Annotated in this window: 24 protein-coding genes and 1 tRNA gene; 15 read left to right on the top strand and 10 right to left on the bottom strand. The window is 65.6% G+C overall.

Going from position 1 to position 24,725, the window contains the following annotated elements; all coding sequences use genetic code 11:
• The first annotated feature begins 10 nt into the window (after positions 1 to 10).
• From BLV97_RS09530 to BLV97_RS09520, 3 genes are read left to right on the top strand one after another with little or no spacing between them, the layout of a single operon-like run.
• Positions 11 to 1,021, top strand: coding sequence for a glycosyltransferase family 2 protein (locus tag BLV97_RS09530; RefSeq protein WP_035845024.1), 1,011 nt, complete (start codon positions 11 to 13; stop codon positions 1,019 to 1,021).
• A 10-nt stretch (positions 1,022 to 1,031) separates the two neighbouring features.
• Positions 1,032 to 2,729, top strand: coding sequence for a DUF5927 domain-containing protein (locus BLV97_RS09525; protein WP_035845022.1), 1,698 nt, complete (start codon positions 1,032 to 1,034; stop codon positions 2,727 to 2,729).
• Positions 2,730 to 2,738: 9 nt separating this feature from the next.
• The gene (locus BLV97_RS09520; protein ID WP_035845020.1) at positions 2,739 to 4,130 is read left to right on the top strand and encodes a nodulation protein NodH; all 1,392 of its coding nucleotides are present in this window, start codon (positions 2,739 to 2,741) and stop codon (positions 4,128 to 4,130) included.
• A gap of 54 nt (positions 4,131 to 4,184) precedes the next feature.
• Here the strand turns inward: BLV97_RS09520 and BLV97_RS09515 are convergent, their stop codons facing one another.
• From BLV97_RS09515 to BLV97_RS09505, 3 genes are read right to left on the bottom strand one after another with little or no spacing between them, the layout of a single operon-like run.
• Entirely contained in the window at positions 4,185 to 5,309 is a 1,125-nt protein-coding gene (locus tag BLV97_RS09515; RefSeq protein ID WP_035845018.1) for a CaiB/BaiF CoA transferase family protein, read from the bottom strand.
• A 5-nt stretch (positions 5,310 to 5,314) separates the two neighbouring features.
• The gene (locus tag BLV97_RS09510; RefSeq protein ID WP_035845016.1) at positions 5,315 to 6,016 is read right to left on the bottom strand and encodes a DsbA family protein; all 702 of its coding nucleotides are present in this window, start codon (positions 6,014 to 6,016) and stop codon (positions 5,315 to 5,317) included.
• A gap of 13 nt (positions 6,017 to 6,029) precedes the next feature.
• A complete protein-coding gene (locus BLV97_RS09505; RefSeq protein ID WP_035845061.1) occupies positions 6,030 to 6,548 on the bottom strand; it encodes a DUF721 domain-containing protein in 519 nt (172 codons plus the stop codon).
• Between the two features lie 146 nt (positions 6,549 to 6,694).
• On the opposite strand from BLV97_RS09505, the gene BLV97_RS09500 reads away from it, so the two are divergent.
• Genes BLV97_RS09500 through cls form a run of 3 tightly spaced genes read left to right on the top strand, consistent with a single transcriptional unit; the run spans position 6,695 to position 10,346 of the window.
• Complete coding sequence (locus BLV97_RS09500) at positions 6,695 to 7,687, top strand: A/G-specific adenine glycosylase (protein ID WP_081825142.1); 993 nt, start codon at positions 6,695 to 6,697, stop codon at positions 7,685 to 7,687.
• Positions 7,688 to 7,740: 53 nt separating this feature from the next.
• A complete protein-coding gene (locus BLV97_RS09495) occupies positions 7,741 to 8,895 on the top strand; it encodes an alkane 1-monooxygenase (protein ID WP_051646209.1) in 1,155 nt (384 codons plus the stop codon).
• Positions 8,895 to 10,346, top strand: coding sequence for a cardiolipin synthase (gene cls, locus BLV97_RS09490; protein WP_051646208.1), 1,452 nt, complete (start codon positions 8,895 to 8,897; stop codon positions 10,344 to 10,346). Before BLV97_RS09495 ends, cls begins: the two co-directional genes overlap by 1 nt.
• Before the next feature lie 103 nt (positions 10,347 to 10,449).
• Here cls and BLV97_RS09485 read toward each other — a convergent pair whose 3' ends face one another.
• The 3 genes from BLV97_RS09485 to BLV97_RS09475 all read right to left on the bottom strand — a co-directional run bounded on the left by BLV97_RS09485 (position 10,450) and on the right by BLV97_RS09475 (position 12,871).
• Positions 10,450 to 11,574, bottom strand: coding sequence for a site-specific DNA-methyltransferase (locus BLV97_RS09485; protein WP_035845012.1), 1,125 nt, complete (start codon positions 11,572 to 11,574; stop codon positions 10,450 to 10,452).
• Positions 11,575 to 11,663: 89 nt separating this feature from the next.
• Complete coding sequence (locus BLV97_RS09480) at positions 11,664 to 12,299, bottom strand: ribonuclease HII (RefSeq protein WP_035845010.1); 636 nt, start codon at positions 12,297 to 12,299, stop codon at positions 11,664 to 11,666.
• Positions 12,300 to 12,487: 188 nt separating this feature from the next.
• On the bottom strand, positions 12,488 to 12,871 hold the full coding sequence (locus BLV97_RS09475; RefSeq protein ID WP_035845008.1) for a hypothetical protein: 384 nt from the start codon (positions 12,869 to 12,871) through the stop codon (positions 12,488 to 12,490).
• Positions 12,872 to 12,957: 86 nt separating this feature from the next.
• Between BLV97_RS09475 and BLV97_RS09470 the strand changes: the two genes are divergently transcribed.
• The 5 genes from BLV97_RS09470 to purU all read left to right on the top strand — a co-directional run bounded on the left by BLV97_RS09470 (position 12,958) and on the right by purU (position 17,544).
• On the top strand, positions 12,958 to 13,356 hold the full coding sequence (locus BLV97_RS09470; RefSeq protein ID WP_373296449.1) for a hypothetical protein: 399 nt from the start codon (positions 12,958 to 12,960) through the stop codon (positions 13,354 to 13,356).
• On the top strand, positions 13,328 to 14,041 hold the full coding sequence (locus BLV97_RS09465) for a histidine kinase (RefSeq protein ID WP_035845006.1): 714 nt from the start codon (positions 13,328 to 13,330) through the stop codon (positions 14,039 to 14,041). The genes BLV97_RS09470 and BLV97_RS09465 overlap by 29 nt, the downstream gene beginning before the upstream one ends.
• A gap of 143 nt (positions 14,042 to 14,184) precedes the next feature.
• Positions 14,185 to 15,276 carry a carboxynorspermidine decarboxylase gene (gene nspC, locus BLV97_RS09460; protein ID WP_035845005.1) on the top strand — a complete coding sequence of 364 codons (1,092 nt, stop codon included), beginning with the start codon at positions 14,185 to 14,187 and terminating at the stop codon, positions 15,274 to 15,276.
• 36 nt (positions 15,277 to 15,312) lie between these two features.
• Positions 15,313 to 16,554: a saccharopine dehydrogenase family protein gene (locus BLV97_RS09455; RefSeq protein WP_035845003.1), complete on the top strand. Its 1,242-nt coding sequence runs from the start codon at positions 15,313 to 15,315 to the stop codon at positions 16,552 to 16,554.
• Between the two features lie 105 nt (positions 16,555 to 16,659).
• Positions 16,660 to 17,544 (top strand): formyltetrahydrofolate deformylase, encoded by an 885-nt coding sequence (gene purU / locus BLV97_RS09450; RefSeq protein WP_035845001.1) that lies wholly within the window; start codon positions 16,660 to 16,662, stop codon positions 17,542 to 17,544.
• A 111-nt stretch (positions 17,545 to 17,655) separates the two neighbouring features.
• On the opposite strand, the gene BLV97_RS09445 is transcribed toward purU, so the two are convergent.
• The gene (locus BLV97_RS09445) at positions 17,656 to 18,204 is read right to left on the bottom strand and encodes a helix-turn-helix transcriptional regulator (protein WP_051646207.1); all 549 of its coding nucleotides are present in this window, start codon (positions 18,202 to 18,204) and stop codon (positions 17,656 to 17,658) included.
• Positions 18,205 to 18,433: 229 nt separating this feature from the next.
• Here BLV97_RS09445 and BLV97_RS09440 point away from each other — a divergent pair, with 229 nt between their 5' ends.
• Positions 18,434 to 20,020 (top strand): alpha/beta fold hydrolase, encoded by a 1,587-nt coding sequence (locus BLV97_RS09440; RefSeq protein WP_035844999.1) that lies wholly within the window; start codon positions 18,434 to 18,436, stop codon positions 20,018 to 20,020.
• Between the two features lie 296 nt (positions 20,021 to 20,316).
• A complete protein-coding gene (locus BLV97_RS09435; protein ID WP_035844997.1) occupies positions 20,317 to 20,526 on the top strand; it encodes a hypothetical protein in 210 nt (69 codons plus the stop codon).
• Positions 20,527 to 20,609: 83 nt separating this feature from the next.
• On the opposite strand, the gene BLV97_RS09430 is transcribed toward BLV97_RS09435, so the two are convergent.
• Positions 20,610 to 20,685: transfer RNA gene (locus tag BLV97_RS09430), tRNA-Lys, on the bottom strand.
• A 107-nt stretch (positions 20,686 to 20,792) separates the two neighbouring features.
• Here BLV97_RS09430 and dapF point away from each other — a divergent pair.
• Both dapF and mtaB read left to right on the top strand, forming a co-directional pair.
• Positions 20,793 to 21,632: a diaminopimelate epimerase gene (gene dapF / locus BLV97_RS09425; RefSeq protein WP_092164032.1), complete on the top strand. Its 840-nt coding sequence runs from the start codon at positions 20,793 to 20,795 to the stop codon at positions 21,630 to 21,632.
• Complete coding sequence (gene mtaB / locus BLV97_RS09420) at positions 21,629 to 22,879, top strand: tRNA (N(6)-L-threonylcarbamoyladenosine(37)-C(2))-methylthiotransferase MtaB (protein ID WP_035844967.1); 1,251 nt, start codon at positions 21,629 to 21,631, stop codon at positions 22,877 to 22,879. Before dapF ends, mtaB begins: the two co-directional genes overlap by 4 nt.
• Positions 22,880 to 22,970: 91 nt before the next feature.
• Here mtaB and BLV97_RS09415 read toward each other — a convergent pair whose 3' ends face one another.
• Positions 22,971 to 23,453: an SAM-dependent methyltransferase gene (locus tag BLV97_RS09415; RefSeq protein ID WP_035844965.1), complete on the bottom strand. Its 483-nt coding sequence runs from the start codon at positions 23,451 to 23,453 to the stop codon at positions 22,971 to 22,973.
• Positions 23,450 to 24,475: a LacI family DNA-binding transcriptional regulator gene (locus BLV97_RS09410; protein WP_035844992.1), complete on the bottom strand. Its 1,026-nt coding sequence runs from the start codon at positions 24,473 to 24,475 to the stop codon at positions 23,450 to 23,452. Before BLV97_RS09410 ends, BLV97_RS09415 begins: the two co-directional genes overlap by 4 nt.
• Between the last annotated feature and the right edge of the window lie 250 nt (positions 24,476 to 24,725).

The raw sequence follows: 24,725 nt of genomic DNA, 5'->3' as shown, positions 1-24,725 counted from the left end.
CAGAGAACGGTTGGGACTGTGGAATTCATATCTGCTGCGCCTCGCCCGCAGGCGCTGGAGACTCCGCGCCTTTCGCAAGCGGCGTGAACTGACCACCGTCGCCAATCGCACGGGTGAAATCGGCCGGCATGATATCTTGGTCTTTTCGACGCTGCGCAACGAACGGGTCCGTCTGCCCTATTTCCTGCAGTACTACCGCGACCTCGGGGTCAACCACTTCCTGTTCGTCGACAACGGTTCCGACGATGGATCGCGTGAATACCTTTGCGATCAGTCCGATTGTTCGGTCTGGACCACCACGCACAGCTACAAGCGGGCGCGCTTTGGCGTGGATTGGCTGAACTGGCTGCAATGGCGCCACGGCCATGGCCATTGGACCCTGGTCGTCGATCCCGACGAATTCTTCGTCTATCCGTTCTGCGACACGCGCTCGATCCGGGCGCTGACCGATTGGCTGGATGCGTCCTCGATCCGGTCCTTCGGGGCGATGCTGCTGGATATGTACCCCAAGGGCCGGATCGACGCGCAGCCCTACAGCGAAGGGGACGATCCGTTCGAGATCGCCAATTGGTTCGACAGCGGCAATTACATGATCGAACGGAACCGCCGCTATGGCAACCTGTGGATCCAGGGCGGGCCGCGGGCGCGGGTGTTCTTTCCCGAAAATCCCGAACGCGCCCCGGCGTTGAACAAGATCCCGCTGGTCAAATGGCACCGCCACTACACCTATGTCAGTTCGACCCACATGCTGCTGCCACGGGGGCTGAATCTGGTCTATGATGAATGGGGGGGCGAGAAGGCCTCGGGCTGCCTGCTGCATGCCAAGTTCCTGGACAGCTTCGCGAAGAAGTCCGACGAAGAGCTGGAGCGCCGCCAGCATTACGCCAACAGTCACGAATACCGTGCCTATGCTGCCGGATTGCAGGACGACCCGGACCTGTGGTGCAAATGGAGCGAGAAGTACATCAATTGGCGCCAGCTCGAGATCCTGGGCCTGATGTCGAAAGGCAATTGGGCATGAGGGCGCGCGCATGACGATCGGCTTCATCATGCTGTGCCACACGGCGCTGGACCGGGCGGCCGAGGTCGCGCGCTACTGGGCCGAACGTGGCTATCCGGTGGTGATCCACGTCGACAAGCGCGTCAGCCGCCAGGGCCACGGGCGTCTGACCCGGCTGCTTTCGGATCTGGACAATATCCGCTTCTCCGCCCGTCACCGCTGCGAATGGGGCACCTGGTCGCTGGTCGCGGCGACGCAAAAGGCCGCGACGGTCATGCTGCGCGACTTTCCCCAGGTGCGCCATGTCTATCTGGCCTCGGGGTCCTGCCTGCCGCTGCGCCCGGTCGAGGAACTGGAAGCCTATCTAGCCGCCCATCCGCGCACCGATTTCATCGAATCCGTCACCACCGAGGATGTCGGATGGACGGTGGGGGGGATCGACCTTGAACGTTTCACCCTGCGTTTCCCGTTCTCGTGGAAGCGGCACCGCCGGGCCTTCGATTGGTATGTGAAATTCCAGCGCCGCATCGGCTTCAAGCGGCACATTCCCGACGGTGTGGTCCCGCATCTGGGCAGCCAGTGGTGGTGCCTGACGCGGCAGACGTTGTCGGCCATCCTGCAAGACCCCGAGCGCGAGACGCATGACGCCTATTTCCGCCGCGTCTGGATCCCGGACGAAAGCTATTTCCAGACCCTCGCGCGGCTCTATTCCACCGATATCCAAAGCCGCTCTTTGACGCTGTCGAAGTTCGATTTCCAGGGCAAGCCGCATATCTTCTACGACGACCACCTGCAGCTTCTGCGCCGCTCGGACTGCTTCGTGGCGCGCAAGATCTGGCCGCAGGCGGACAGGCTGTATGATACCTTCCTGCGTGGCGCCGGGCCGCAGCAGCCGCGGGCCGAGCCCAGCCCCGGCAAGATCGACCGGCTTTTCGCCAAGGCGGTGGAACGGCGCACCCGGGGGCGCCCGGGTCTTTACATGCAAAGCCGTCACCCCAACGAGAACTGGGAAAACGGCCGCACCTGCGCGCCCTATTCCGTGTTCGAAGGGTTTTACGAGCTGTTCGAGGATTTCGAGACCTGGCTGTCGAAGACCACCGGAAGCCGCGTCCACGGCCATATCTATGGCCCCGAGCGCGTCGAATTCGCCGGCGGCGAGACCGTCTACAACGGTGCGCTGTCGAACAGCGCGAAGCTGCGCGACTACAACCCCCACGCCTTTCTGACCAACCTGATCTGGAACACGAGGGGAGAGCGCCAGTGCTTCCAGTTCGGCCCCGCCGACACGCAGGATGCCAGCTGGTTCATGGCGCTTGATCCCAATGCGCAGATCTCGGTCGTGTCGGGGGCCTGGGCGGTGCCGCTGTTCCGCTCGAACCTCGATTTCGCGGCGATCCGCAAGGAGGCGGCGCGGCTGCAGAAAATCGAGGGCGAACATCTGAACATCCTGCGATCGCCCTATGCCAAGGCGCGGGTACGGATCTGGACCATGGCGGACTTCGTCGAAAGCCCGATGGAGCCCATGCAGACCATCATCGACGAAATCAACCCCCGTGCCCTGCGCCGTCTGGCCGAGGCGCCGAAGATGGTGGATCTGACCGGCTTTGGCCAGTTCCTGCAGAACCTCAAGAACCAGGGAATGCAGCCCCTTCTGATGGGCGATTTCCCGGTGGGCGATCTGCCCCGCGCGCCCGGCGCCCGCCGGTCACGGCCCTATCTGGTGAAGTGAGCCCGCGAGATGCCGCAAAAGCCTTTCGATCTTTTCGTGGTCCTGGCCGAGATGCGGACGGGGTCGAACTTTCTGGAGGCCAATCTCAACGAATTCGGCACGCTTGCCTGCCTGGGAGAGGTGTTCAACCCCACCTTCGTCGGCCACAAGAACCAGTCCGAGCTGTTCGACATGGATCTGACGCAGCGCGAGGCCGACCCGCTGGAGTTGCTGCGCCGGATGGTGGCGCGCAGCGATGCGCTGCCGGGGTTTCGGTTTTTCCACGACCACGACCCGCGGGTGCTGGAACATGTGATGGCCGATCCGCGCTGCGCCAAGGTGGTGCTGACGCGCAATCCGGTGGAAAGCTATGTCTCGCTGGCGATCGCCAAACAGACCGGGCAGTGGAAGCTGACCAACGTCAAGCATCAACGCCAGGCCAGGGTGCATTTCGACGCGCCGGCATTCGAGGCGCATCTGGAACAGATCCAGGCCTTTCAGATCGAGATCATGCATGCGCTGCAGGTCTCTGGCCAGACGGCGTTCTACATCGACTACGAGGATATCGGTGATGTCGAGGTGCTGAACGGGTTGGCGAAGTTCCTGGGCCGCGATGAGCGGATCGAGGGCATTTCCGACAAGCTGAAGAAGCAAAACCCCGAACCCCTGTCCGAGAAGGTCGAGAACCCCGAGGAAATGGAGGCCGCGCTGACCCGCCTCGACCGGTTCAACCTGTCGCGGACGCCGAATTTCGAACCCCGGCGCGGCCCGGCGGTGCCAGGGTTCCACGCAGGGGCCGAGGTCGGGCTGCTTTACATGCCCGTTCAGGCGGGTCCGGAGGCGCAGATGCTGGCCTGGCTGGATAGCGTGGGGCAGGGGCTGGTCGGCGGCTTCACCCAGAAGGCGCTGCGGCAATGGAAGCGGCGCCATCCGGGGCACCGCAGCTTCACCGTGCTGCGCCATCCCGTGGCCCGCGCCCATGCGGCCTATTGTGCGCAGGTTCTGGATCCGGCGCGGCGCGATACCCGCGCGGCGCTGCGCCGCTATCAGGTGGCCGCGCCCGATGCCGGCGCCGATCGCGCCGAACTGCGCGCGGGGTTCCTTTCGTTCCTGTCGTTTCTGAAGAAGAACCTGGCCGGCCAGACCGGGCTGCGCATCAACGGCGCCTGGGCCAGCCAGGCGGCGTTGTTGCAGGGCTTCGCCCGGTTCCAGGGCCCCGATCTGGTGCTGCGAGAGGAACGCCTGCCCGAGGGCCTGGCCTATCTGAGCGCCGAGCTGGGCATCGACTGCCCCCCGCTGCCCGCCGCCGAGGATCCGCCCTTTGCCCTGACCGAGATCTACGACGACGAGGTCGAGGCAGCGACGCGAGACGCCTATCAGCGCGACTACATGTCCTTCGGCTGGGGGCCATGGCGGGGCTAGGCCCGGCGCAGGCCCCGCTTGCGGCCTGGGCGCGGCGTGCCCCAGGGGCCGCGGTCAGTCCAGCAGGTCCTGATCCTCGCCCAGCTTCGGCGAGGGGCGGGTCAGGTTCAGATCCGCCCCCGAGAAGCGGAAGGGAGAGCGCACGCCGGGGATGCCGTCCAGTTCCACCTTCATCTGCCGCGCCTTGATCTGCGGATCCTCGAATACCTCGGCCAGATCATTGATCGGCCCCGCCGGGATGCCTTGGGCCTCGCACGCGGCCAGAAGATCCGACTTGGTCCAGCGCAGGGTGGCTTCGGTGATGCGGCGGGTCAGATCGGCGCGGTTGCCCAGACGGTCGGCATTGGTGCGGAACTCTGGCGCCTCGGCCATGTCGTCGAGGCCCAGCACGGCGCAGAGGCGCCGGTATTGCGCGTCGTTGCCGGTGGCGATGATGATCCAGCCGTCGGCGCAATCATAGACCGCATAGGGCGCCAGGTTGACATGGGCGTTGCCCATCATCGGCGGCGCCTTGTCGGTGGCGAAATAGTTCAGCGCCTGGTTGGCCATGATCGCGGTGGCCACATCAAGCAGTGCCATGTCGATATGCTGGCCCTCGCCCGTCGTGCCGCGCTGATGCAGTGCTGCCAGAACCGCCGTGGCGGCATAGATCCCGGTGAAGATGTCGGTGACCGCGACGCCCACCTTCTGCGGCTGACCGCCGGGTTCGCCGGTGATGCTCATCAGCCCCGACATGCCCTGAATGATGAAATCATACCCAGCCCGATGGGCATAGGGCCCGGTCTGGCCGAAACCGGTGACCGAGCAGTAGATCAACCGCGGGTTCACCCGGCGCAGGCTGTCATAATCCAGCCCGTATTTGGCCAACCCCCCGACCTTGAAATTCTCGATCACCACATCGGCATCGGCCACCAGGCGGCGCACCTGTTCCTGCCCCTCGGGGGTGCGGAAGTCGATGGTGACCGACCGCTTGCCGCGGTTGGCCGCATGGTAATAGGCGGCCGAGCGGTCGCCGTCACGCTCGATGAACGGCGGGCCCCAGCGGCGCGTGTCGTCGCCTTCGGGGGCCTCGACCTTGATGACCTCGGCGCCAAGGTCGGAAAGGGTCTGGCCGGCCCAGGGACCGGCCAGGATGCGCGCCATCTCGATGACGCGGACGCCTTCCAGGGGTGCTGCCATCACCCTTACTTCTTCAGCAGCCCGTCGAGGATCTTCGAGAAGGCAGCGTAATCCATGTTGGAATATTTCTTCCCGTTGATCATGAAGGTCGGCGTGCCGTCGATCTTGTCGGCCGCGCTTTCCTTCTGGAACTTGGCCACCATCGCCTGCGCCATCGGCCCGTCCTTCAGGCATTGGTCCATCTGCCCGTCGGTCAGCCCGGCGCTGCGCCCGATGGTCTTGAGCTTGGCGATCACCTTTTCGGGCGATCCCGCGCCGACCCAGTCGGGCTGCTGGTCGTAAAGCATGTCGGCGATGCCGAAGAAACGCTGCTCGCCGCCGCAGCGGGCGATCATGTCGGCCCACAGACCATAGCGGTTGAAGAAGAAGGCGCGGAAGGTGAACTTCACCTTGCCGGTGTCGATGTAGTTCTTCTTCAGCTTCGGATAGACGGTGGCGTGGAATTCCGCGCAATGCGGGCAGGTGAAGGCCCCGTATTCGATCACATGGATCGGTGCATTGGGGTTGCCTTCGGAATAATCCGGCACGGCGGGCAGCTTGGCCTTGGCATCGGCCTTGGCGGCGGCGCCATTCTGCGTGGCCTCGGATTGCGCCACCTTGGTCTGGCCGGTGTCGGCCTGGGCGGCGGTGGCGACGGTACCGGCCCACATCAGGGCGCCGACGACCAGCAGGGCGGCGCGCAGTGTGCTCGGGAGTGACTTCAACATGACAATGCCTCTTTTATTTTCGGGGCCGAGTAAAGATGTTTTGTCCCAAGGCTTCAAGAGCCGCCCTCAGGCGCTCATCGGTGATCGCGCCCGAAACTTCGGCAGCCTTGCGCTGCACTTCGGGCGAGGGCGGGGCAGGTGCGGGTTTGGGCGCATGGGTAAATTCGACCTGCCCTTCGGCAAAACCGGTGGGTGCGGTCTGGGTGACATGGACCCGGCTGATCGCGGCGTAGCCGTAACAGGCGTTCACGCGTTCGCGAATCACGTCCTTCTTCATCTCGACGATAGGGGCCTGGGCGCCGGTGGTCAGCAAGGTCAGCGTCGCGCCGAAGCCGTCGCGCGGATAGCTGACCTTGACCGGGCGGGCCATGCCGGCGATCTCTTCGCCCGCGATTTCGGCCCAGTGGGTCAACAGCCGGGTCACCGCGAAGCCGCGGCTTTCGCCGGCCTTGCGAATCCGCTCCTTCAGCAGGCCCGAGGCCGGCTCGAACCCGCGCATCCGGCGGGACGGGGGAGAGGGGCGTTTGCTCATCCGGCTGTCAATCTCCATTCCAACCCGTATTGTAAAGCGCCTGGGGCCAAGAACCAGCAAGATGAATCGAGGGAGGCGTAATTTTGCGCGATGGAAAGGCCGAAGCGGCGGCGCTGCTGAGTTGGTACGACAGTCACGCGCGGGTGATGCCCTGGCGCGTGGGTCCGGCCGAACGCGCCGCAGGTATCCGCCCCGACCCTTACCGCGTCTGGCTGTCCGAGGTGATGCTGCAACAGACCACGGTGGCGGCGGTGCGCGACTATTTCCGCCGCTTCACCGGGCGTTGGCCGGATGTCGGCGCGCTGGCGGCGGCTGCGGATGCCGAGGTGATGGCCGAATGGGCAGGTCTTGGCTATTACGCCCGCGCCCGCAACTTGCTGAAATGCGCCCGCGTGGTGGCGGGGGATCTGGGCGGAGATTTCCCAGATACGCCGGACGGGTTGCGCGCCTTGCCGGGGATCGGCCCCTATACTGCCGCCGCGATCGCGGCGATCGCCTTCGATCGCCCCGCGACGGTGGTGGACGGCAATGTCGAGCGTGTCGTGGCGCGGCTTGACCGGGTCGAGGCACCGATGCCCGGCTCGAAGCCGGAGCTGGCGCGCCTGGCGGCGCGGCTGACGCCCGAGGCCCGGCCCGGCGATTTCGCCCAGGCGATGATGGATCTGGGCGCGACGATCTGCACGCCGCGCAATCCCGCCTGCGCGCTCTGTCCGCTAGAGGGGTTTTGCAAGGCGCGCGGCGCGGGGGTTCAGGGCGATCTGCCGCGCAAGAGCGCGAAGCCGCCAAAGCCCACGCGGCGCGGCTACACCTATGTGGCGCGCCGCGACGATGGCGCCTGGCTGCTGGAGGAACGCCCCGCGCGGGGGCTTCTGGGCGGCATGCTGGGCTGGCCCGGCAGCGATTGGGCCGAGGCCCCCGATCCCGCCCCGCCGGCCGAGGCCGAATGGCGGCCGGCGGGCGAGGTGCGCCATACCTTCACGCATTTCCACCTGATCCTGACGGTTCTGGCCGCCCGGCTTCCAGCGGATGCGACGCCCCGGCGCGGAACCCTTGTGCCGGGGCCGAAGTTCAGCCCCGGCGCGCTGCCCACGGTGATGCGCAAGGCGCACGACGCGGCCCGCGCGCTTGTGGAAAATTGAGCGCAGGCGCGGCGCGACGCTATAGTGGTGCCCTAGGGGCGAAAGGGGACAAGATGGAACCGGCGGCGGGCCAGGCGGATCAGATCTTGAAGCTGCGCAACGCGCTGCCGTTCTGGTTGTCGCTGGGCATGGTGCCGCTGATCTGGCTGGGGGTTGTGCAGGGCGGGCTCTGGGTTGCGGTGATGCCGTTCTACACCTGGGGGATGTTTTCGCTGCTTGACGCGCTGACCGGGCTGAACCTGGAAAACGCCGATCCCGCCACGCCCGAGACGCGGCTGTTCTGGTATCGTCTCATCACCTTGATCTGGGTGCCGATCCAGCTGACCGCCCTGTTCGGCGGCATCTGGTATGTCACCCATATGGGCCATCTGAGCGGGCTGGAAACGGTCGTGCTGTTCTTCGGCATGGGGGTGATGTCGGGTACAATCGGCATCAACTACAGCCATGAGCTGATGCATCAACAGCCCCGGATCGAACGCTGGCTGGCCGATATCTTGCTGGCCAGCGTGCTTTACAGTCATTTCCGGTCAGAGCATCTGCGGGTGCATCACCTGTATGTCGGCACACCGCGCGATCCGGTGACGGCGCGCTACAACGAGGGTTTCCACCGCTTCTTCGCCCGCGTGTTGCGCCAATGCCCGGCCTCCGCCTGGCGCGCGGAACGGGCGATGCTGGCGCGGGCCGGGCGCCCGGTCTGGCATCCGTCGAACCCGTTCTGGCGCTACGGCGCGCTGCAGGTGGTCATGCTGGCGCTGGCGCTGGTTCTTGGGGGCTGGCTGGGGCTGCTGCTGTTTCTGTGGCAGGCGCTGGTGGCGATCTGGCAGCTGGAGCTGGTGAATTACATCGAACACTATGGGCTGACCCGGCGCCATCAGGGGCAGGGGCGTTATGAGCATGTGCTACCCCGCCACAGCTGGAACGCGGCGCATCGGGCCTCGAACTGGCTGTTGATCAACCTGCAGCGCCATTCGGACCACCATTACAAGCCCGATCGCCGCTTTCCGCTGCTGCAGACCTATCCGCCGGAAGAGGCCCCGCAATTGCCCTTCGGCTATCCGGCGATGACCGCGCTGGCCATGATCCCGCCGCTGTGGCGACGCCGGATGAACCCGCGGGTGCGCGCCTGGCGGCGCAGCTATTACCCCGAGGTTTCGGACTGGACACCCTACAACAAGGGTACCAACCCGATGCCGCGCGGGGCCAGCTGATGGAGCTTCTGCTTTACAACCTGGCGCATCCGACACCGCTGTTTCTGGTTCTCGGCCTCATCCAGCTGGTCGCGATCTATTTCGTGTTCCGCGCGATCCGCACGGCGCGCACGCCGCAGGGCGCCGTGGGGTGGGTGGTCTTCCTGATCGCCACGCCGCATTTCGCGGTGCCTGCCTTCCTGTTCTTCGGCCATGCCCGCTATCCCGGCTATATCCGCATGCGCCGCGCCATGTCCGAGGTGATCGCGACGCTGCGGCGCGAGGGCAACAAACATGCCAACGACCCCGACATCCCCAGCGACAGCCCGCTTGCCAGCCGCATCTCCGGGTTCGAGCGTCTGGCCGGCTTCCCTTCGGTCGGCGGCAATTCCACACGGCTGCTGATCGACGGCGCCGCCACGTTCGACGCGATCTTCCAGGCCGTCGAGGCGGCGCAATCCTATGTCCTGGTCCAGTTCTACACGATCCGCGACGACGCCCTGGGCCGCGAGCTGGCGGCCTTGCTGAAGGCGCGGGTGAAGGCCGGGGTGGCGGTGCATGTGCTGTACGATTCGATCGGGTCGAGCGGCCTGAGCAAGAAATTCCTGCAAGATCTGCGCGACGCCGGCATCGATATCCGCAACTTCCACGCGCTGCGTCAGGCACGCAGCCGGTTTCAGGTGAACTTCCGCAATCATCGCAAGATCGTGGTCGTCGACGGCAACATAGGCTTCGTCGGTGGCCACAATCTGGGTGAGGAATACCTGGGCCACAGCAAACAGATGGGCGCCTGGCGCGATACCCACCTGCGCATCGACGGCCCGGCCGTCGCCCAGCTGCAGCTGGCGTTCGCGGAAGACTGGCTGTGGTCGTCGGGCAACAAGCTGGTGCTGAGCTGGAGGCCTGCACCCACCAAGGACGATCGGCGCATTCTGGTGATGTCGACAGGACCCGCGGACCGGTTCGAGACCGGCAGCCTGTATTTCTCGAACGCGATCGGCGCGGCGCGGGAACGGGTCTGGATCGCCTCGCCTTATTTCGTGCCTGACGGCGACGTGCTGACGGCGCTGAAGCTGGCGGCGTTGCGGGGTCTCGACGTGCGCCTGCTGTTGCCCGAAAAGCGCGATCATTGGCTGGTCTGGCTGGCCGGGCACGCTTATTTCGACGAGGTCCGCCGCGCCGGGGTCAAGCTTCTGCGCTATCCCGAAGAGGACGGGTTCCTGCATCAGAAGGTACTGTTGATCGACGACGAATTCGCGGCGATCGGCAGCCACAACCTGGACAACCGCTCTTGCCGGCTGAATTTCGAATCCTCCGCCCTGGTCTTCGACAGCGATTTCGCCGCCGAGGTGGAGGCGATGCTGAGCGCCGACATGGCGCGGGCGCGGCCGGTCAGACGGCGGCTTGACGAGATGGGATTCTGGCTAAGCAACGCAGCGCTGGCCGCGCGGATCTTCGCGCCGGTGCTTTAAGGTCGGGTGGTGCCGGACCGAAAAGGCCCCGGCCTGGGGTCAGGACGGGGCAAGTGGCGCCGCACAGGTCAAATCGCGGCGCAGGCATTCGCTTGGTGTGAGCTCAGTGCGGCCGATCGGCCATTTCGGCGCGGATCTGCTGACGCAGCACGTCGATCGGGATCGTCCTGCCCTCGCGCTTGAAATGCCAGTAGGTCCAGCCGTTGCAGCTGGGCGCCCCTTCCAGATGCGCACCCACCTGATGGATCGACCCCTTGATGTTGCCGTGGGTGTCCGATCCGACAAGCGTGCCGTCGGCGCGCACCTTCACCCGGTGGCGGCCGTTCATGGACCACAACTCTTCGCCCGGGCGCAACATGCCGCGCTCGACCAGCTGGCCGAAGGGCACCCGCGGCTCGGCGCGTTTCGAGGTGGAGACCTCCAGCGCGGACTTGTCGAAGCGGCGCACGCGGCTGATGCGCTTCTCGGCCACCGCGCGGTAGCTTGCCTCGCGCTCGATGCCGATGAAATCGCGGCCCAGCATCTTCGCCACCGCGCCGCTGGTGCCGGTGCCGAAGAACGGATCCAGCACCACGTCGCCGGGGTTCGTGGTCGCCACCAGCACCCGGTGCAGCAGGCTTTCGGGTTTCTGCGTCGGATGGGCCTTGTCGCCGTTGGCATCCTTCAGCCGTTCGTGCCCGGTGCAGATCGGCAGCACCCAGTCCGAACGCATCTGCACGCCTTCGTTCAGCGATTTCAGCGCCTCGTAGTTGAAGGTGTACTTGCTGCCCTCGGCGCGGCTGGCCCAGATCAGCGTCTCATGCGCGTTGGTCAGCCGCTTGCCGCGAAAGTTCGGCATCGGGTTGGATTTGCGCCACACCACGTCGTTGAGGATCCAGAAGCCCTGGTTTTGCAGTTCCGCGCCCATGCGAAAGACGTTGTGATAGCTGCCGATCACCCAGATCGCCCCGTCGGGTTTCAGCAGGCGCCGCGCGGCAGTCAGCCAGTCGCGGGTGAACTTGTCATAGGCGGCGAAGCCAGAGAACTGATCCCAATGGTCGTCGACCGCGTCGACCTTGGAATTGTCCGGCCGGTGCAGATCGCCCCTAAGTTGCAAGTTGTAGGGCGGGTCCGCGAAGATCAGGTCGACCGAGCCCGCAGGCAGGCTGTTCATGACCTCGATGCAGTCACCGTCCAAAATCTGATTGAGCGGAAGCGCGCGCGCCTCCGGGGCTTTTGTCTTCGTCATCTCTGCCTCTGAATGCCGCGCTTTTTCGCGCTGTCTTGATGGCAACAAAGATGAGTCAAAGCTGATTCGTCGTCAATTTCTTTTTTGAATCAAGAGTTTAACGATTTGTCTTGATACAAGATATTGTGGATGGGTTTGAATGAACGTCTATGGTGAGGGGTGATCCCCAAATCTCGAATCGCCTGTTTATGGGCGGGGCTTGGGTAGCCGGCGTTGCGTTCCCATCCGTAGCCGGGGTGCTGTTGCGCCAAATCCACCATCAGCCGGTCGCGCACCACCTTGGCCACGATCGAGGCAGCGGCGATCGACAGGCTTTTCGCATCGCCCTTCACCACCGCCTGGGCGGGCAGTTCCAGCCCGCGGGGGATCATGTTGCCGTCGATCAGCACCTGATCGGGCGGGCGGGGCAGGCCCGCGATGGCGCGCAGCATCGCCAGGTGGCTGGCGCGCAGGATATTGATCTTGTCGATCTCTTCCACGCTGGCATGGGCGACGAAGACCTCGGCCGTCGCCAGGATGGCGTCGTGCAGCGCGTCGCGTTGCTTCGCCCCCAGCGCCTTGGAATCGCGCAACCCCCCGGGGATGTTCGCGGGGTCCAGCACGACGGCGCAGGCGGTGACCGGCCCGGCCAGCGGCCCGCGACCGACCTCGTCGACGCCGGCGACACGGGTTGCGCCCTGGGCCAGAAGGGCGGATTCAAAGCTGAAATCTGGGAGGATCTTCATGGCAATGAGGGAAGCCCAACACCCTGTCCGGCGCAACCTGAAAATGGTCAGGCGGGGCTTCCCTCGCAGCCCGGTCGCCCGGGCATTCGGTAAGAAAGTGGGCGGATGAGGGGACATCCGCCCCAGTTGCGCGGCATTGGTGGCCGCGCTAGGGCCGCGGCTCTGACGGCCACGGCCCGATCCTGGGCCTAGTCGTCGTCGCGGGCGTGACGGTAGTAATCGGGGTCGTGGTAGCGATGGGCGCGGCGCCAGGCTTCGCGGCGCTCCTGTTCGCGGCGACGTTCGGCACGCCATTCGGCACGCTGGCGCTGTTCTCGCAGCCAGGCCCGGTGGCGCCATTCCGCGCGGCTTTGCCAATCGTCGCGATCCTGCGGCGGCGTGATATAGGCGGATTGCCGTTCGCGCTTGCGGTTGTTTTCGGCGTTGACGGCGGCGGCGATGGCGGCGATGGCCGCGGCGCCGACGACGAAGCGGGCGAAATCACGCTGGTCGGCCTGGGCGGGCGCGGCGGCGAACGCGCCCAGACCCAGGGTGGCGACAAGTGCGGCGGCGGTGGCTTTGGTGCGGAACATGGGGGCTTTCCTAACTCATGTTGCGGTTTCGATCTGCAGGCGGCCCAAGCGGGCCTGTCGCGGTGAGGGAAAGGTGGGGCCGGGGGGTGAAGTTAAGCAATATCGCCGCCCTGTTATCGGATAACAGCGCCCAGAACCCCCTGTGGTTATTGAATAACGCTGCGATTGCGCCCATGGTGGCGGGCATGAACAGACATCTGATCCTTACCGCCCTGGCCGCGCTACTGGCACTGACGCTTGCAGCCCCCGCGAGCGCCGATTGCTATGCGGATTACAAGGCCAAGAAGGGCGATCCGCTTCGGCTGTCCTACGGGGTGATCCAGCTTTCGGGCGGGGCCTGCGCGTCGAAACAGGCCGCCGCGCCGGAGATTTCCCGCCGCATCGCGAAAGGTGGCTGGACCTTGCTGACGGTCGTCTCCATCTTTGGGCCCGATGGGTTAGCGCAAAGGAAAGCCAGTGCCGGAGCCAACTTCCTCCGTTACTGATCCGGCCGAGACGCTGCGCGCGGGCAACCGTGTCGTGACCTTCGGCATCATCGCGATCGTGGTCATCCTGCTGGGGGCGGCGGTGCTGCTGTTCGTCAACCTGCCCGACGCCAATGCCTTCAACGCGCGGGTCGAGCGGATTTTCGTGCAGAACGGCAACCTCAACACCCAGGGCGAGGTGAAGCTGCTGGAGATCCTGGCCCAGTCGGGCACCGCCTTTGCCGATGTGCTGTCGAGCTATCGGGTGGTGATCTTCGTTCTGTTGATCTTTGCCACGGCGCTTTTGCTGGCGGCGCTGGTGTTTCTTGTCACGATCATCACGCTGAACCGGCGCATATCGGCGATTCAGCGGACCGGGATCCAGGTGTCGTCGCTGCTGATCAGCCGGGCCGACAGGGCCGTGTATCTGAACAACATGGAATTCAAGCTGACCGAGGCGGCGATCGAGACATTGGCGGTGCTGGCCGAGGCGCGGATGGACGACGAGGTGCTGTCGGGCGCCGAGATCGAGGCGATGATCTCTGGCCGCGACGCGGCCGAATGCGAAGAGGCCGCGGGTGCCACGCGGATCAAGCGGCTGCGCGACACGCTGGGCAACCAGATGGTCAGCGAGTTGCTGGTCAAGAACATCGCGCGACGTGGCTATATGCTGGCGATCGAGAAGGACGTGATCCGCATGGTCTGAGGCGCCGGCGGCGGGGGGCGCTGCCCCCCTGCACCCCCCGGCGTATTTGCGGAACAATGAAAGAGCATGGGTTGCACGGCGCTGGAGGGGGTTCTATACGCGGCCCCCTTGATCTTTCCCTTTGGTAGTTGGGGGATTCGCCCATGCAGACGCCGTTCTACCTGATCGACAAGGCAGCCCTGCGGCGCAACATGGAGATCGTCGCGCGGCTGCGCGAGGTCTCTGGCGCGAAGGCGCTGCTGGCGCTGAAGTGTTTCGCCAGCTGGTCGGTCTTCAATCTGATGCGCGACTACATGGACGGCACGACCTCGTCCTCGCTTTACGAGCTGCATCTGGGGGCCGAGAAATTCGGCGGCGAGACCCATGCCTATTCCGTCGCTTGGGCCGAGCACGAGATCGACGAGGCGGTGGGATATGCCGACAAGATCATCTTCAATTCCATCGGCCAGCTGGAGCGGTTCGGCGAGCGTGCCGGGGGGATCACCCGCGGGCTGCGGCTCAATCCGCGGTTCTCGACCAGCGGGTTCGATCTGGCCGATCCGGCGCGGCCGTTCTCGCGGCTGGGCGAGTGGGATCCGGTGAAGATCGAGGGGGTGCTCGACCGGATCTCGGGGGTGATGATCCATTACAATTGCGAGAACCGCGACTTCGCGCTGTTCGACCAGCAGCTGGGGCGGATCGAGGCGGAATTCGGGTCGATCCTGCAGCGGCTGGATTGGGTCAGCCTGGGCGGCGGTATCCATTTCACCGGCGAAGGCTATCCGGTCGAGGCCCTGGCCGCGCGGCTGAAGGCGTTCTCAGAGCGTTTCGGGGTGCAGGTCTATCTGGAACCCGGCGAAGCGGCGATCACCGACACCACCACGCTGGAGGTGACGGTGCTGGATATCCTGGAGAACGAGAAGAAGCTGGCGATCGTCGATGCCTCGATCGAGGCGCATATGCTGGATCTGCTGATCTACCGCGAAGCGGCCCGGCTGCCGCAGGAGGGCGATCACGCCTATCAGATCTGCGGCAAGTCCTGCCTGGCGGGCGATATCTTCGGTGACGCCCGGTTCGTGCGGCCGCTGCAGGTGGGCGACCGGGTCTCGGTGCGGGACGCCGCCGGTTACACGATGGTCAAGAAGAACTGGTTCAACGGCGTGAAGATGCCCGCGATCGTGCTGCGCCAAGAGGACGGAAGCCTCACCGTGGTGCGCGATTTCGGCTATGAGGACTACCGTGCGAGCCTCTCCTGAGGCGACCCACCCTGACACGAAAGGAGGCTTTCCGGAATGAAACGGAACGTGCTGATCATCGGCGCCGGCGGCGTGGCCCAGGTCGTCGCGCACAAATGTGCCCATCACAATGACGTATTGGGCGATCTGCATATCGCCAGCCGCACCAAGGCCAAATGCGACGCGATCGTCGCCAGCGTCCAGGAAAAGGCGGCGATGAAGGTGCCCGGGCCGTTCTCGACTCATCAGCTGGATGCGATGGACAGCGCCGCCGTGGCCGCGCTGATCCGCGATACCGGCTGCCAGATCGTCATCAACGTGGGGTCGGCCTTCATCAACAAATACGTGCTGGAAGCCTGCATCGAGACCGGCGCGGCCTATATCGACACCGCGATCCACGAGGAGCCCGACAAGATCTGCGAGACGCCGCCGTGGTATGCGAACTACGAATGGAAGCGCAAGGAGGCCTGCCGCGAGGCCAGCGTGACCGCGATCCTGGGCGCGGGCTTCGATCCGGGGGTGGTGAACGCCTATGCGCGGCTGGCGGCGGACGATTATGTCGAAGAGGTCGAATCGATCGACATCGTCGACATCAACGCAGGCTCGCACGGCAAGTATTTCGCCACGAACTTCGACCCCGAGATCAACTTTCGCGAATTCACCGGCACGGTCTATGCCTGGCAAAACGGCAACTGGACCGAGAACAAGATGTTCGAGGTGGGGCGCGAATGGGATCTGCCCGTCGTCGGCAAGCAGAAGGCCTATATGTCGGGCCACGACGAGATCCATTCCCTGGCGGCGAATTATCCGCAGGCGGATGTGCGTTTCTGGATGGGCTTCGGCGACCACTACATCAATGTCTTCACGGTGCTGAAGTCGCTGGGCCTGCTGTCCGAAAAGCCCGTGACCACCGCCGAAGGGCAAGAGGTGATCCCGCTGAAGGTCGTGAAGGCGGTGCTGCCCGATCCGGCCAGCCTGGCGCCCGGCTATACCGGCAAGACCTGCATCGGCGATCTGGTGAAGGGCAAGACCGGCGGCAAGCCGGTCGAGGTGTTCATCTACAACGTCGCCGATCACAAGGACGCCTACGAAGAGGTGGGCAGCCAGGGCATCAGCTATACCGCGGGCGTGCCGCCGGTCGCCGCGGCGATCCTGGTCGCAGGCGGCACCTGGGACACCGGCACCATGGTCAATGTCGAAGAGCTGGATCCCCACCCCTTCCTGGGCCTGTTGAACGTCATGGGTCTGCCGACCTCGATCCGTGATGCCAACGGCGACCGGCCGCTGTCCTTCGACTGAGGCGCAAACCGCGAATGCGCCGAGAAACGTCGCAGGCAGGCATTTGCAAGCGCGTGGGGCGGCGTTAAGTCGCCCCAATGTCACGCGCCAACGGAAACACCCCACATGACCTCCTACACGCTTCGCGTCACCTGCCCCACCGCCCGCGGGATCGTCGCCGCGACCTCGGCCTTCCTGGCCGAGCATGGCTGCAACATCACCGATTCGGCCCAGTTCGACGATGCCGAGACCGGGCGCTTCTTCATGCGCATGTCCTTCACCTCGGAAACCGGGGTGCCCCTGGCGGAGCTGCGCAAAGGCTTTGCCCCTGTGGCCGAGAAATTCGGCATGGAGGCCGAGATCCTTGACGCCAGCCGCCGCAAGAAGGTGGTGATCATGGTGTCGCGCTTCGGGCATTGCCTGAACGATCTTCTGTATCGCTGGCGCATCGGGGCGCTGCCGGTCGACATCGTGGCGGTGATCTCGAACCACATGGATTACCAGAAGGTCGTGGTGAACCACGACATCCCCTTCCACTGCATCAAGGTCACGAAGGAGAACAAGCCCGAGGCCGAGGCCGCCCAGATGCGCATCGTGCGCGAGACCGGGGCGGAACTGATCGTGCTGGCGCGCTACATGCAGGTGCTGTCGGATGAGATGTGCCGCGAGATGTCGGGGCGGATCATCAATATCCATCATTCGTTCCTGCCCAGCTTCAAGGGCGCGAACCCCTACAAGCAGGCCTATGAGCGCGGGGTGAAGTTGATCGGGGCGACCTCGCACTACGTCACCGCCGATCTGGACGAAGGCCCGATCATCGAACAGGACACGACGCGCGTGACCCATGCCCAGAGCCCGGCGGATTATGTGGCGCTGGGCCGCGATGTGGAAAGCATGGTGCTGGCGCGCGCGGTGCATGCCCATATCCACGACCGGGTGTTCCTGAACGGCGACAAGACGGTGGTGTTCCCGGCCTCGCCGGGTGGCTATGCCTCGGAACGGATGGGCTAGGGCGGTTTTCCTTCGGGCCGGCGGCGGCCGCGGATCGTCGCCTGCCCACCGACGGCGAACCCGTGGCATTGCTCGCCGCGACCGGGCGGGGCCGCGCTTTCGGTACCTCGCCTAGCTTATGCCGAGAAGCCCGATGCGAACAGCACAGGCAACCGCTTCCGAGGTGGTAAGCGCCGACAGCTTGCGCCGCAGGTTGCGGGCGTGCAGGTCTACCGTCGGCAACGAGATGCCGAGTGTCCATGCGATCCTGTCGCGCCGCAGCCCGCCCGCAAGCAGTTCGAGTACGTCCTGTTCACGCGCGGTAAGCTGCGGCCCGGCAACGGCTGTCTCCGACGCCGCCCGAGGCTGGACGAAAAGAACGACGCGGATGCGCCGGTGGCCGAGTGGCAGGATATTGACCTGCATGACCGATCCGGATTGGTGATCCTCCGGCCTTAGCACGCTTGGCGCGGGGCAGGTGCCATCGGCCGCACGCGCGAGCGCCGCGAAGAAGGCGCTTTCGGGCTCGACGACGAAGATGCCGCTGTCTCGGACAGCCGGGCCGACGACCTGCTGCGCCATTGCCTCGGCAAAGAGGATTCGGCCGTCAGGGGCAAGGTCCAGCCAGGTCAGGACCGGCCCCTGCGCGTCTTTCGCCTCTCCCTGGTATGCGCCGACCATCTTGCCGCTGTCTCTCTTGCCGCTTCCATTCCGCCCCGGCCGCACGGGGTGTCCGCGGTGTCAGACTAGTGTGCGCGATGATGGCGCTTCGCCCCCCATAAGGGGGGGCACCGGAAATTCGCCCGAAAAACAGGTTCCGGGCCTGGTTGCGCGAAGGATCCTGTGCCGTCCCCTTGTCGCGACGTGCCTGCTTCGGTTTACTCGCCTCACGAAAGGGAGAGAGGCCGTCATGTCCCAGTTGCCGCCGCGCCAGCGAGGTTCCCAGTTCTTCCAGACGCTGGTTTCGGTCCTTCCCAGGTCCCATGCGCTGTCATTGCCGCCCGAGGAAGACCTGCTGGAGCGGTCCGAACTCGAAACCATGAGCGAGCGCTTCTTTCACCGCAATTTCGCGGAGTGCGACCTTTTCGTGAACCTCTACGACCGATTTGGCATGCGCCAGATCGACCCGTTCATTGCCGAGGGCAAGCCCGGCTTTCCCGCGACGATGGCGGTGCCCGCGTCCTCGCCCAGCGGCTGCACGTTCGTGGTGGCAGAGGCGGCCCTGTTTTTTCTCTATGACCGGGTCGCGCAATGGGATGACGCGCCCGGCCATCTTGCCTTCGTCGCGGTGCGGATCGGGCCGGAACTGCTGCCCGCGCTCGGGGATGGCGCCCCCGCCGGGCCCGCCCTGTCGCGCAGCGAATATCTGCTGCTGTCACATCTGCTGTGCGGCGAAAACCTCAAGGCGGCGGCGGCGTCGCTGGGGGCTTCCTATGACACCAAGCGCAAGCAGGTGCAGCTGATCCTCGACAAGTTCGGCGCCGCCAGCCAGACCGCGCTGCTGCGGTCGCTGACGCTGGAGGTGACGGCAAGGGTGCTCGACGCGCTTCTGCCGCGGCAGCGGCGCCGGCCGGAGGCTCAACTGGTCAAGCGCCAGTTCGGGCGTGATGTCGTCGTCAACACGATCACAACGGACGACGGGCTGGATCTGCCGGTGTGGGAATTCGGCGCCCGGCGGGGCCGGCCGATCCTTTACTTTCACAACATGCTGACCCCGGTCGTGTTTCGCGACGACCTGCCCGAGGTCTTGCGCCGCCATAATTTGCGCTGGCTGGTCGTGCCGCGCCATTTCCTGGATGCGGCGAGCGGCCCGGGCGACACCGATCTTCGGGTGGCGCGGCTGATGCGGGCGCTGGCGGATACCGTCGCCCATCTTACCGATGGGCCGGTGACCTGCCTGGGCGAAAGCGCGGGTGTCTCTTGGGCGGTGCATTTCGTCCGTCGCAATCCCGACCTGGCCGAACACCTGTTCCTTCTGGCAACCCCGCAGCCGATGCCAAGCCTGGATGACGCGCACGGCCCCACGATCTATGCCGAGATCTCGGACAAGCTTCGACGCGATGCGCGGGTCACTGCGGGGCTTGCACGGGTCTACAATGCGCTGGCACGGGTGCCGACGCTGGCGCGCAGGGGCTTGCGCCATCTCTACCGCCAGTCCCCGCCGGACCTGGCCACGCTTGAGAAGATGTTCACACAGGCGCCTTTCTTCGACTGGTTGCGTCTGATCGCCAATGTGGCGACGCGCAGTTCGATGGAGGAGATTACCGTGCTGCAGCGCAACTGGCTGGCCGATCTTCGGGCGCTCAACTGCGCCGTCACCTTCATCCATGGTGCGCAGGATACGATCAGTCCGCCAGATGAGATCGAGATCCTCGCCGATAGCCTGCCCGTTGCCGAATTCCTGCGCATCGAGAACGCCGGCCATTTCGTGATGAGCCAGCATTTTCCAGCCCTCGCGGCGCATATCGCGGCGCTGCCCGGTGGCCAGGTCGGCTGATCGGCGCGGCCGGCCTCTTCATGGCGAAACCCCTCAGGCCCCGCGGCCCGGTGTCAGACGCATGGCGCAACGCAGTGCAGGGCAACAATACCCGGGGCCTGGGCGCTTCGGTCGGGATCATCGCGAAAACCCGGTAGCCGGCAAGATCGGCGGCCATATGCGATACTTCGCGCCCGGTGTGGCGCCTGGCGAATCGGCCTCTCCAGCCTCAAGCCCTTCGCGCCATGGCCGTGCTGGCAACCCTGCGGGAACCGGCCTAGCCCCCGGAATGCGCCCAAGCGCACGGCCTGTCGTGGATGGGCCGCGGCACCCCGTTCTTCGACCCCGAGACTATCTCGAAAGCCTATACGGACACCCGTCTGCGCGACGATGGCATGCCCCTGGGCCAGATCAAGCATCTGCTGGGGCACACAAGTACCGCAATGTCGGCCAAGTTTGCCCACCTGGAGAATCAGGGTGTGGCGGACGAGGCCCGGCAATGGATGCAGAGGTGGACGAACCGCTGACACAATATCGGCGCGTATGGGTTTTCCCTGCTCGCCGGTAGGCTGCTAGGAGAAGCTAGCCTGTTGTTGTTATCAGGTTTCAGTGGTGAGCCGTGCAGGATTCGAACCTGCGACCCACTGATTAAAAGTCAGTTGCTCTACCAACTGAGCTAACGGCCCACGCACGGGCGCCTCATTAGAAGGAGCGCCCCGAAGGGTCAAGAGGCCTGACGGGAAAATCGCGACCGCTCTGGCAAAAAACTCGGGCGGGGCGTATATCGCGCGGCATGAAGGACGCACTCTCTCTCTCCGGCCTGCCGTTCATGAAGATGCACGGTGCCGGCAACGACTTCGTGGTCATCGACCAGCGGGGACGGAAGAGCATTGTCTCGGCGGCGCTGGCGCGGGCGTTGGGCGACCGCCACCGCGGCGTGGGCTTCGACCAGCTCTGCACGATCGACGACGATGCGGGCGCCGATGCGCGGCTGGTGTTCTGGAATGCCGATGGTACGGTCGCCGGCGCCTGCGGCAACGCCACCCGCTGCGTCGCCCGCCACCTGATGGACGAGACCGGCCGCAACCGGCTGGAGCTGCGCACCGAACGCGGCCTGCTGACCGCCGAGGACGCGGGCGGCGGGCTGACCCGCGTCAACATGGGGCCGCCGCAGCTGGACTGGGCGGCGATCCCGCTGGCGCGTGCGGTGGACACGCTGCACCTGCCCCTGCCCGGCAATCCCGTCGCGGTGGGCATGGGCAACCCGCATTGCGTCTTCTTCGTCGAGGATGCCGAGGCGGTGGACGTCGCGGGACTGGGGCGGAAGGCCGAGCACGACCCGCTGTTTCCAGAGCGCACCAATGTCGAGTTCGCCTCGGTGCTAGGATCCGATCGCCTGCGCATGCGGGTGTGGGAACGCGGCACCGGCATCACCCTGGCCTGCGGATCGGGGATCTGTGCCGCTGCCGTGGCCGCCGCACGGCGCTCGCTGACGGGTCGGCAGGTCACGGTCGAGGTCGACGGCGGCACTTTGTCCGTCGACTGGCGCGACGATGGCGTTTGGCTGACCGGCCCCACCGCGCATGTCTTCGATGGGGTGCTCAGCCCCGCATTCCTTGCCGCCCACGCATGAAACCGCCGGTCTTTTCCACGCTCGGCTGCCGGCTCAACGCCTATGAGACCGAGGCGATGAGGGAGCTTGCCGCCGAAGCCGGGCTTGATGATCTGGTGGTCGTCAACACCTGTGCCGTCACCGCCGAGGCCGTGCGCAAGGCCAAGCAAGAGATCCGCCGCCTTTCGCGTGAGAACCCGGGCGCCCGGCTGGTCGTCACCGGCTGCGCGGCGCAGACCGAACCCGAGACCTTCGCCGCCATGCCCGAGGTCACCCGTGTCATCGGCAATGCCGAGAAAATGGAGGCCGCCACCTGGGCCCGGCTGGCGCCCGACTGGATCGGAGAGACCGAGCGCGTCCAGGTCGACGACATCATGTCGGTGCGCGAAACCGCCGGCCACCTGATCGACGGCTTCGGTCGCCACCGCGCCTATGTGCAGGTGCAAAACGGCTGTGATCATCGCTGCACCTTCTGCATCATCCCCTATGGGCGCGGCAATTCGCGCTCGGTCCCCGCGGGCGTGGTGGTCGAGCAAATCAAGCGCCTGGTCGATCGCGGTTTCCAGGAGGTCGTGCTGACCGGGGTGGACCTGACCTCGTGGGGCGCCGACCTGCCCGGCGAACCGCGGCTGGGCGATCTGGTGATGCGGATCTTGCGATTGGTGCCGGATCTGGCGCGGCTGCGCATATCGTCGATCGATTCGATCGAGGCGGACGAGAACCTGATGCTGGCAATCGCCACCGAACCGCGCCTGATGCCGCACCTGCATCTTTCCCTGCAGGCCGGCGACGACATGATCCTGAAGCGGATGAAACGCCGCCACCTGCGCGACGACGCAATCGCCTTTTGCGAAGAGGCCCGGCGCCTGCGCCCCGACATCGCGTTTGGCGCCGACATCATCGCGGGCTTTCCGACCGAAACCGAGGCGATGTTCGAGAACTCGCTGAAGCTGGTCGAGGATTGCGGTCTGACCTGGCTGCATGTCTTCCCCTACAGCCCGCGCAAGGGCACGCCGGCGGCGCGGATGCCGCAGGTCGTGGGGCCGGTGATCCGCGACCGTGCGGCGCGGCTGCGCGCCGCCGGGGCCGCGCAGGTGGCCCGGCACCTCGCGGCGCAGCAAGGTCGCAGCCATCCGGTGCTGATGGAAGGCCCGCGCATGGGCCGCACCCCGCAATTCGCCGAGGTGGATTTTGCCCGCGACCAGCCCGAGGGCCGGATCGTGACCGCCACGATAACCGGCATCGACGGCCAGCGGTTGACGGCCTGAAGTCCGCTTCCGCGCGCGCGCCGGGTCGGGCGTGGCGCGCGCCCGGGGCCGCGCCCCACGCGAACAGAACATGACGCCCGCGCAGGCCGCGCTAGGGCCCCGGCGGTATGTCCACCGGTTCAAGCCAGGGCTTGATATCGACCAGCGGGGTGCCATCGAAACAGTCAAGCGCATCGACGACCAGCACGCCGCTTTCGGCGTCGATCGCCACCACCGTCACCGCGCCCAGCGAAATCGGGTTCGGCCGTACCGGCGAGCGCAGGGTGAAGGTGCCGCGCAACTGGTCGGCATGGCCAGGGCGTTGCACGATCAGATCGCGCCGCGCGCGGTCCATCCAGTACAGCAAGATCACCTTCGATCCGGGCACCAGCCCCGTCAGGCCGGCGCGGTAGGGGGCGTCGACCTCTACCCGGAAATCGCCGCCGCGTTCGCGCGCCCGTGCCAGATTGCGCGGGCAATCGCCGCGCTGCCAGGGGCTGCGCAGCCTGCCGATGAAGGTCAGGCCCACATCGGGCGCCGCACCCGGATCGAAGCCTAGTTCAACCTCGCCTTCGCGTGTCGTGTAATCGCTCATGCCGTCTTCCGAACCGTGTCGCCCAGGTCGAGACGCGGGGTCAGTTCAATCGTGATGCCTGGCGCGTCGCCCGCCTTGCCCGCGACGATCTCGGCCGCGCCGCGGCCGATCTCGATCCGGCAGGCATCCATCGTCGCCAGCCGGCACGGCAGCCCGTCAAGCAGTTCAACCCCGTTGAAGCCCGCAAGCCCCAGCTGGCCGGGCACGTCAATCCCCCGTTCCAGGCACCAAAGCAACCCGCCGCCACCGATCATATCATTGGAATAATAGATGAAATCGAGATCCGGGCTGCGTTTCAGAACGGCTTCGGTCATCTCGCGGCCCTTCAGCAGCGCCGAACCGCCGGAATAGAATTCGCGGTCCGCCAGTTCCAGCCCCGCTTCGGCCAGCGCGGCCTCGAACCCCTGCATCCGCTTGCGGGCGCGGTGGTCATTGGGCATCTGGGTGCCCAGGAAAGCGATGCGCCGATAGCCCGCCGCAAGGATCGCCTTGGCCATCTCGCGCCCGGCCCGCAGATGCGAGATGCCGACCATCGAATCCACCGGCGTGCCGTCGACATCCATGATCTCGACCACCGGCACGCCGGCATTCGCCAGCATCGCCCGCGCCGCGTCGCTGTGCTCGATCCCCGCCACGATCAGCCCCGAGGGCCGCCACGACAGCATCTCATAGATCACCCGGTCCTCACGTTCCGGCAGGTAGTTGGTCACCCCCACCACAGGCTGCAATCCGGTGTCTTCCAACTCGTCGGAAATTCCGCGCAGAACCTCGGGGAAGACCATGTTCGACAGCGACGGGATGATCACCCCGACCAGATTCACCCGCTGCGAAGCCAGCCCTCCGGCGATCCGGTTCGGCACATATCCCAGCGCCTTCGCCGCCTGCAGTACCCGCGCCCGCGTCGCGGCCGATACCTCACCGCGGTTGCGCAGCACCCGGCTGACGGTCATTTCCGACACGCCCGAGGCTTCGGATACGTCGCGAAGCGTCAGCGTTCGGCGCTTGGGGGGGGGGCTGGTCAATGGCATCTGTCCGAATATTGCGCTGCTGGCCTCTTGTTAGCGATAAAGATTACGGCTTCCAAGTCACCTCGGTCCTCACCGGCCGCGCAGCAAGGCTGGCCCAGGCGATTTCCTGCACGGAAGGCGGCGCTGGCTGTGGCCGGTCCCTTTACTTGCAGTGTTTCGCCCCTGGTGGGGCCATCAGGCCGCGCGTTACTATGTTGCGGCTATCTGGGGAGCGGGATAGAACACCGTCAAGGAGGTTGTGTCC

This window comes from Allgaiera indica, from assembly GCF_900106675.1.
Lineage (GTDB): Bacteria > Pseudomonadota > Alphaproteobacteria > Rhodobacterales > Rhodobacteraceae > Acidimangrovimonas > Acidimangrovimonas indica.
The sequence above is the reverse complement of the archived record's forward strand: the minus strand, read 5'-3'. Positions and strand labels throughout refer to the sequence as shown.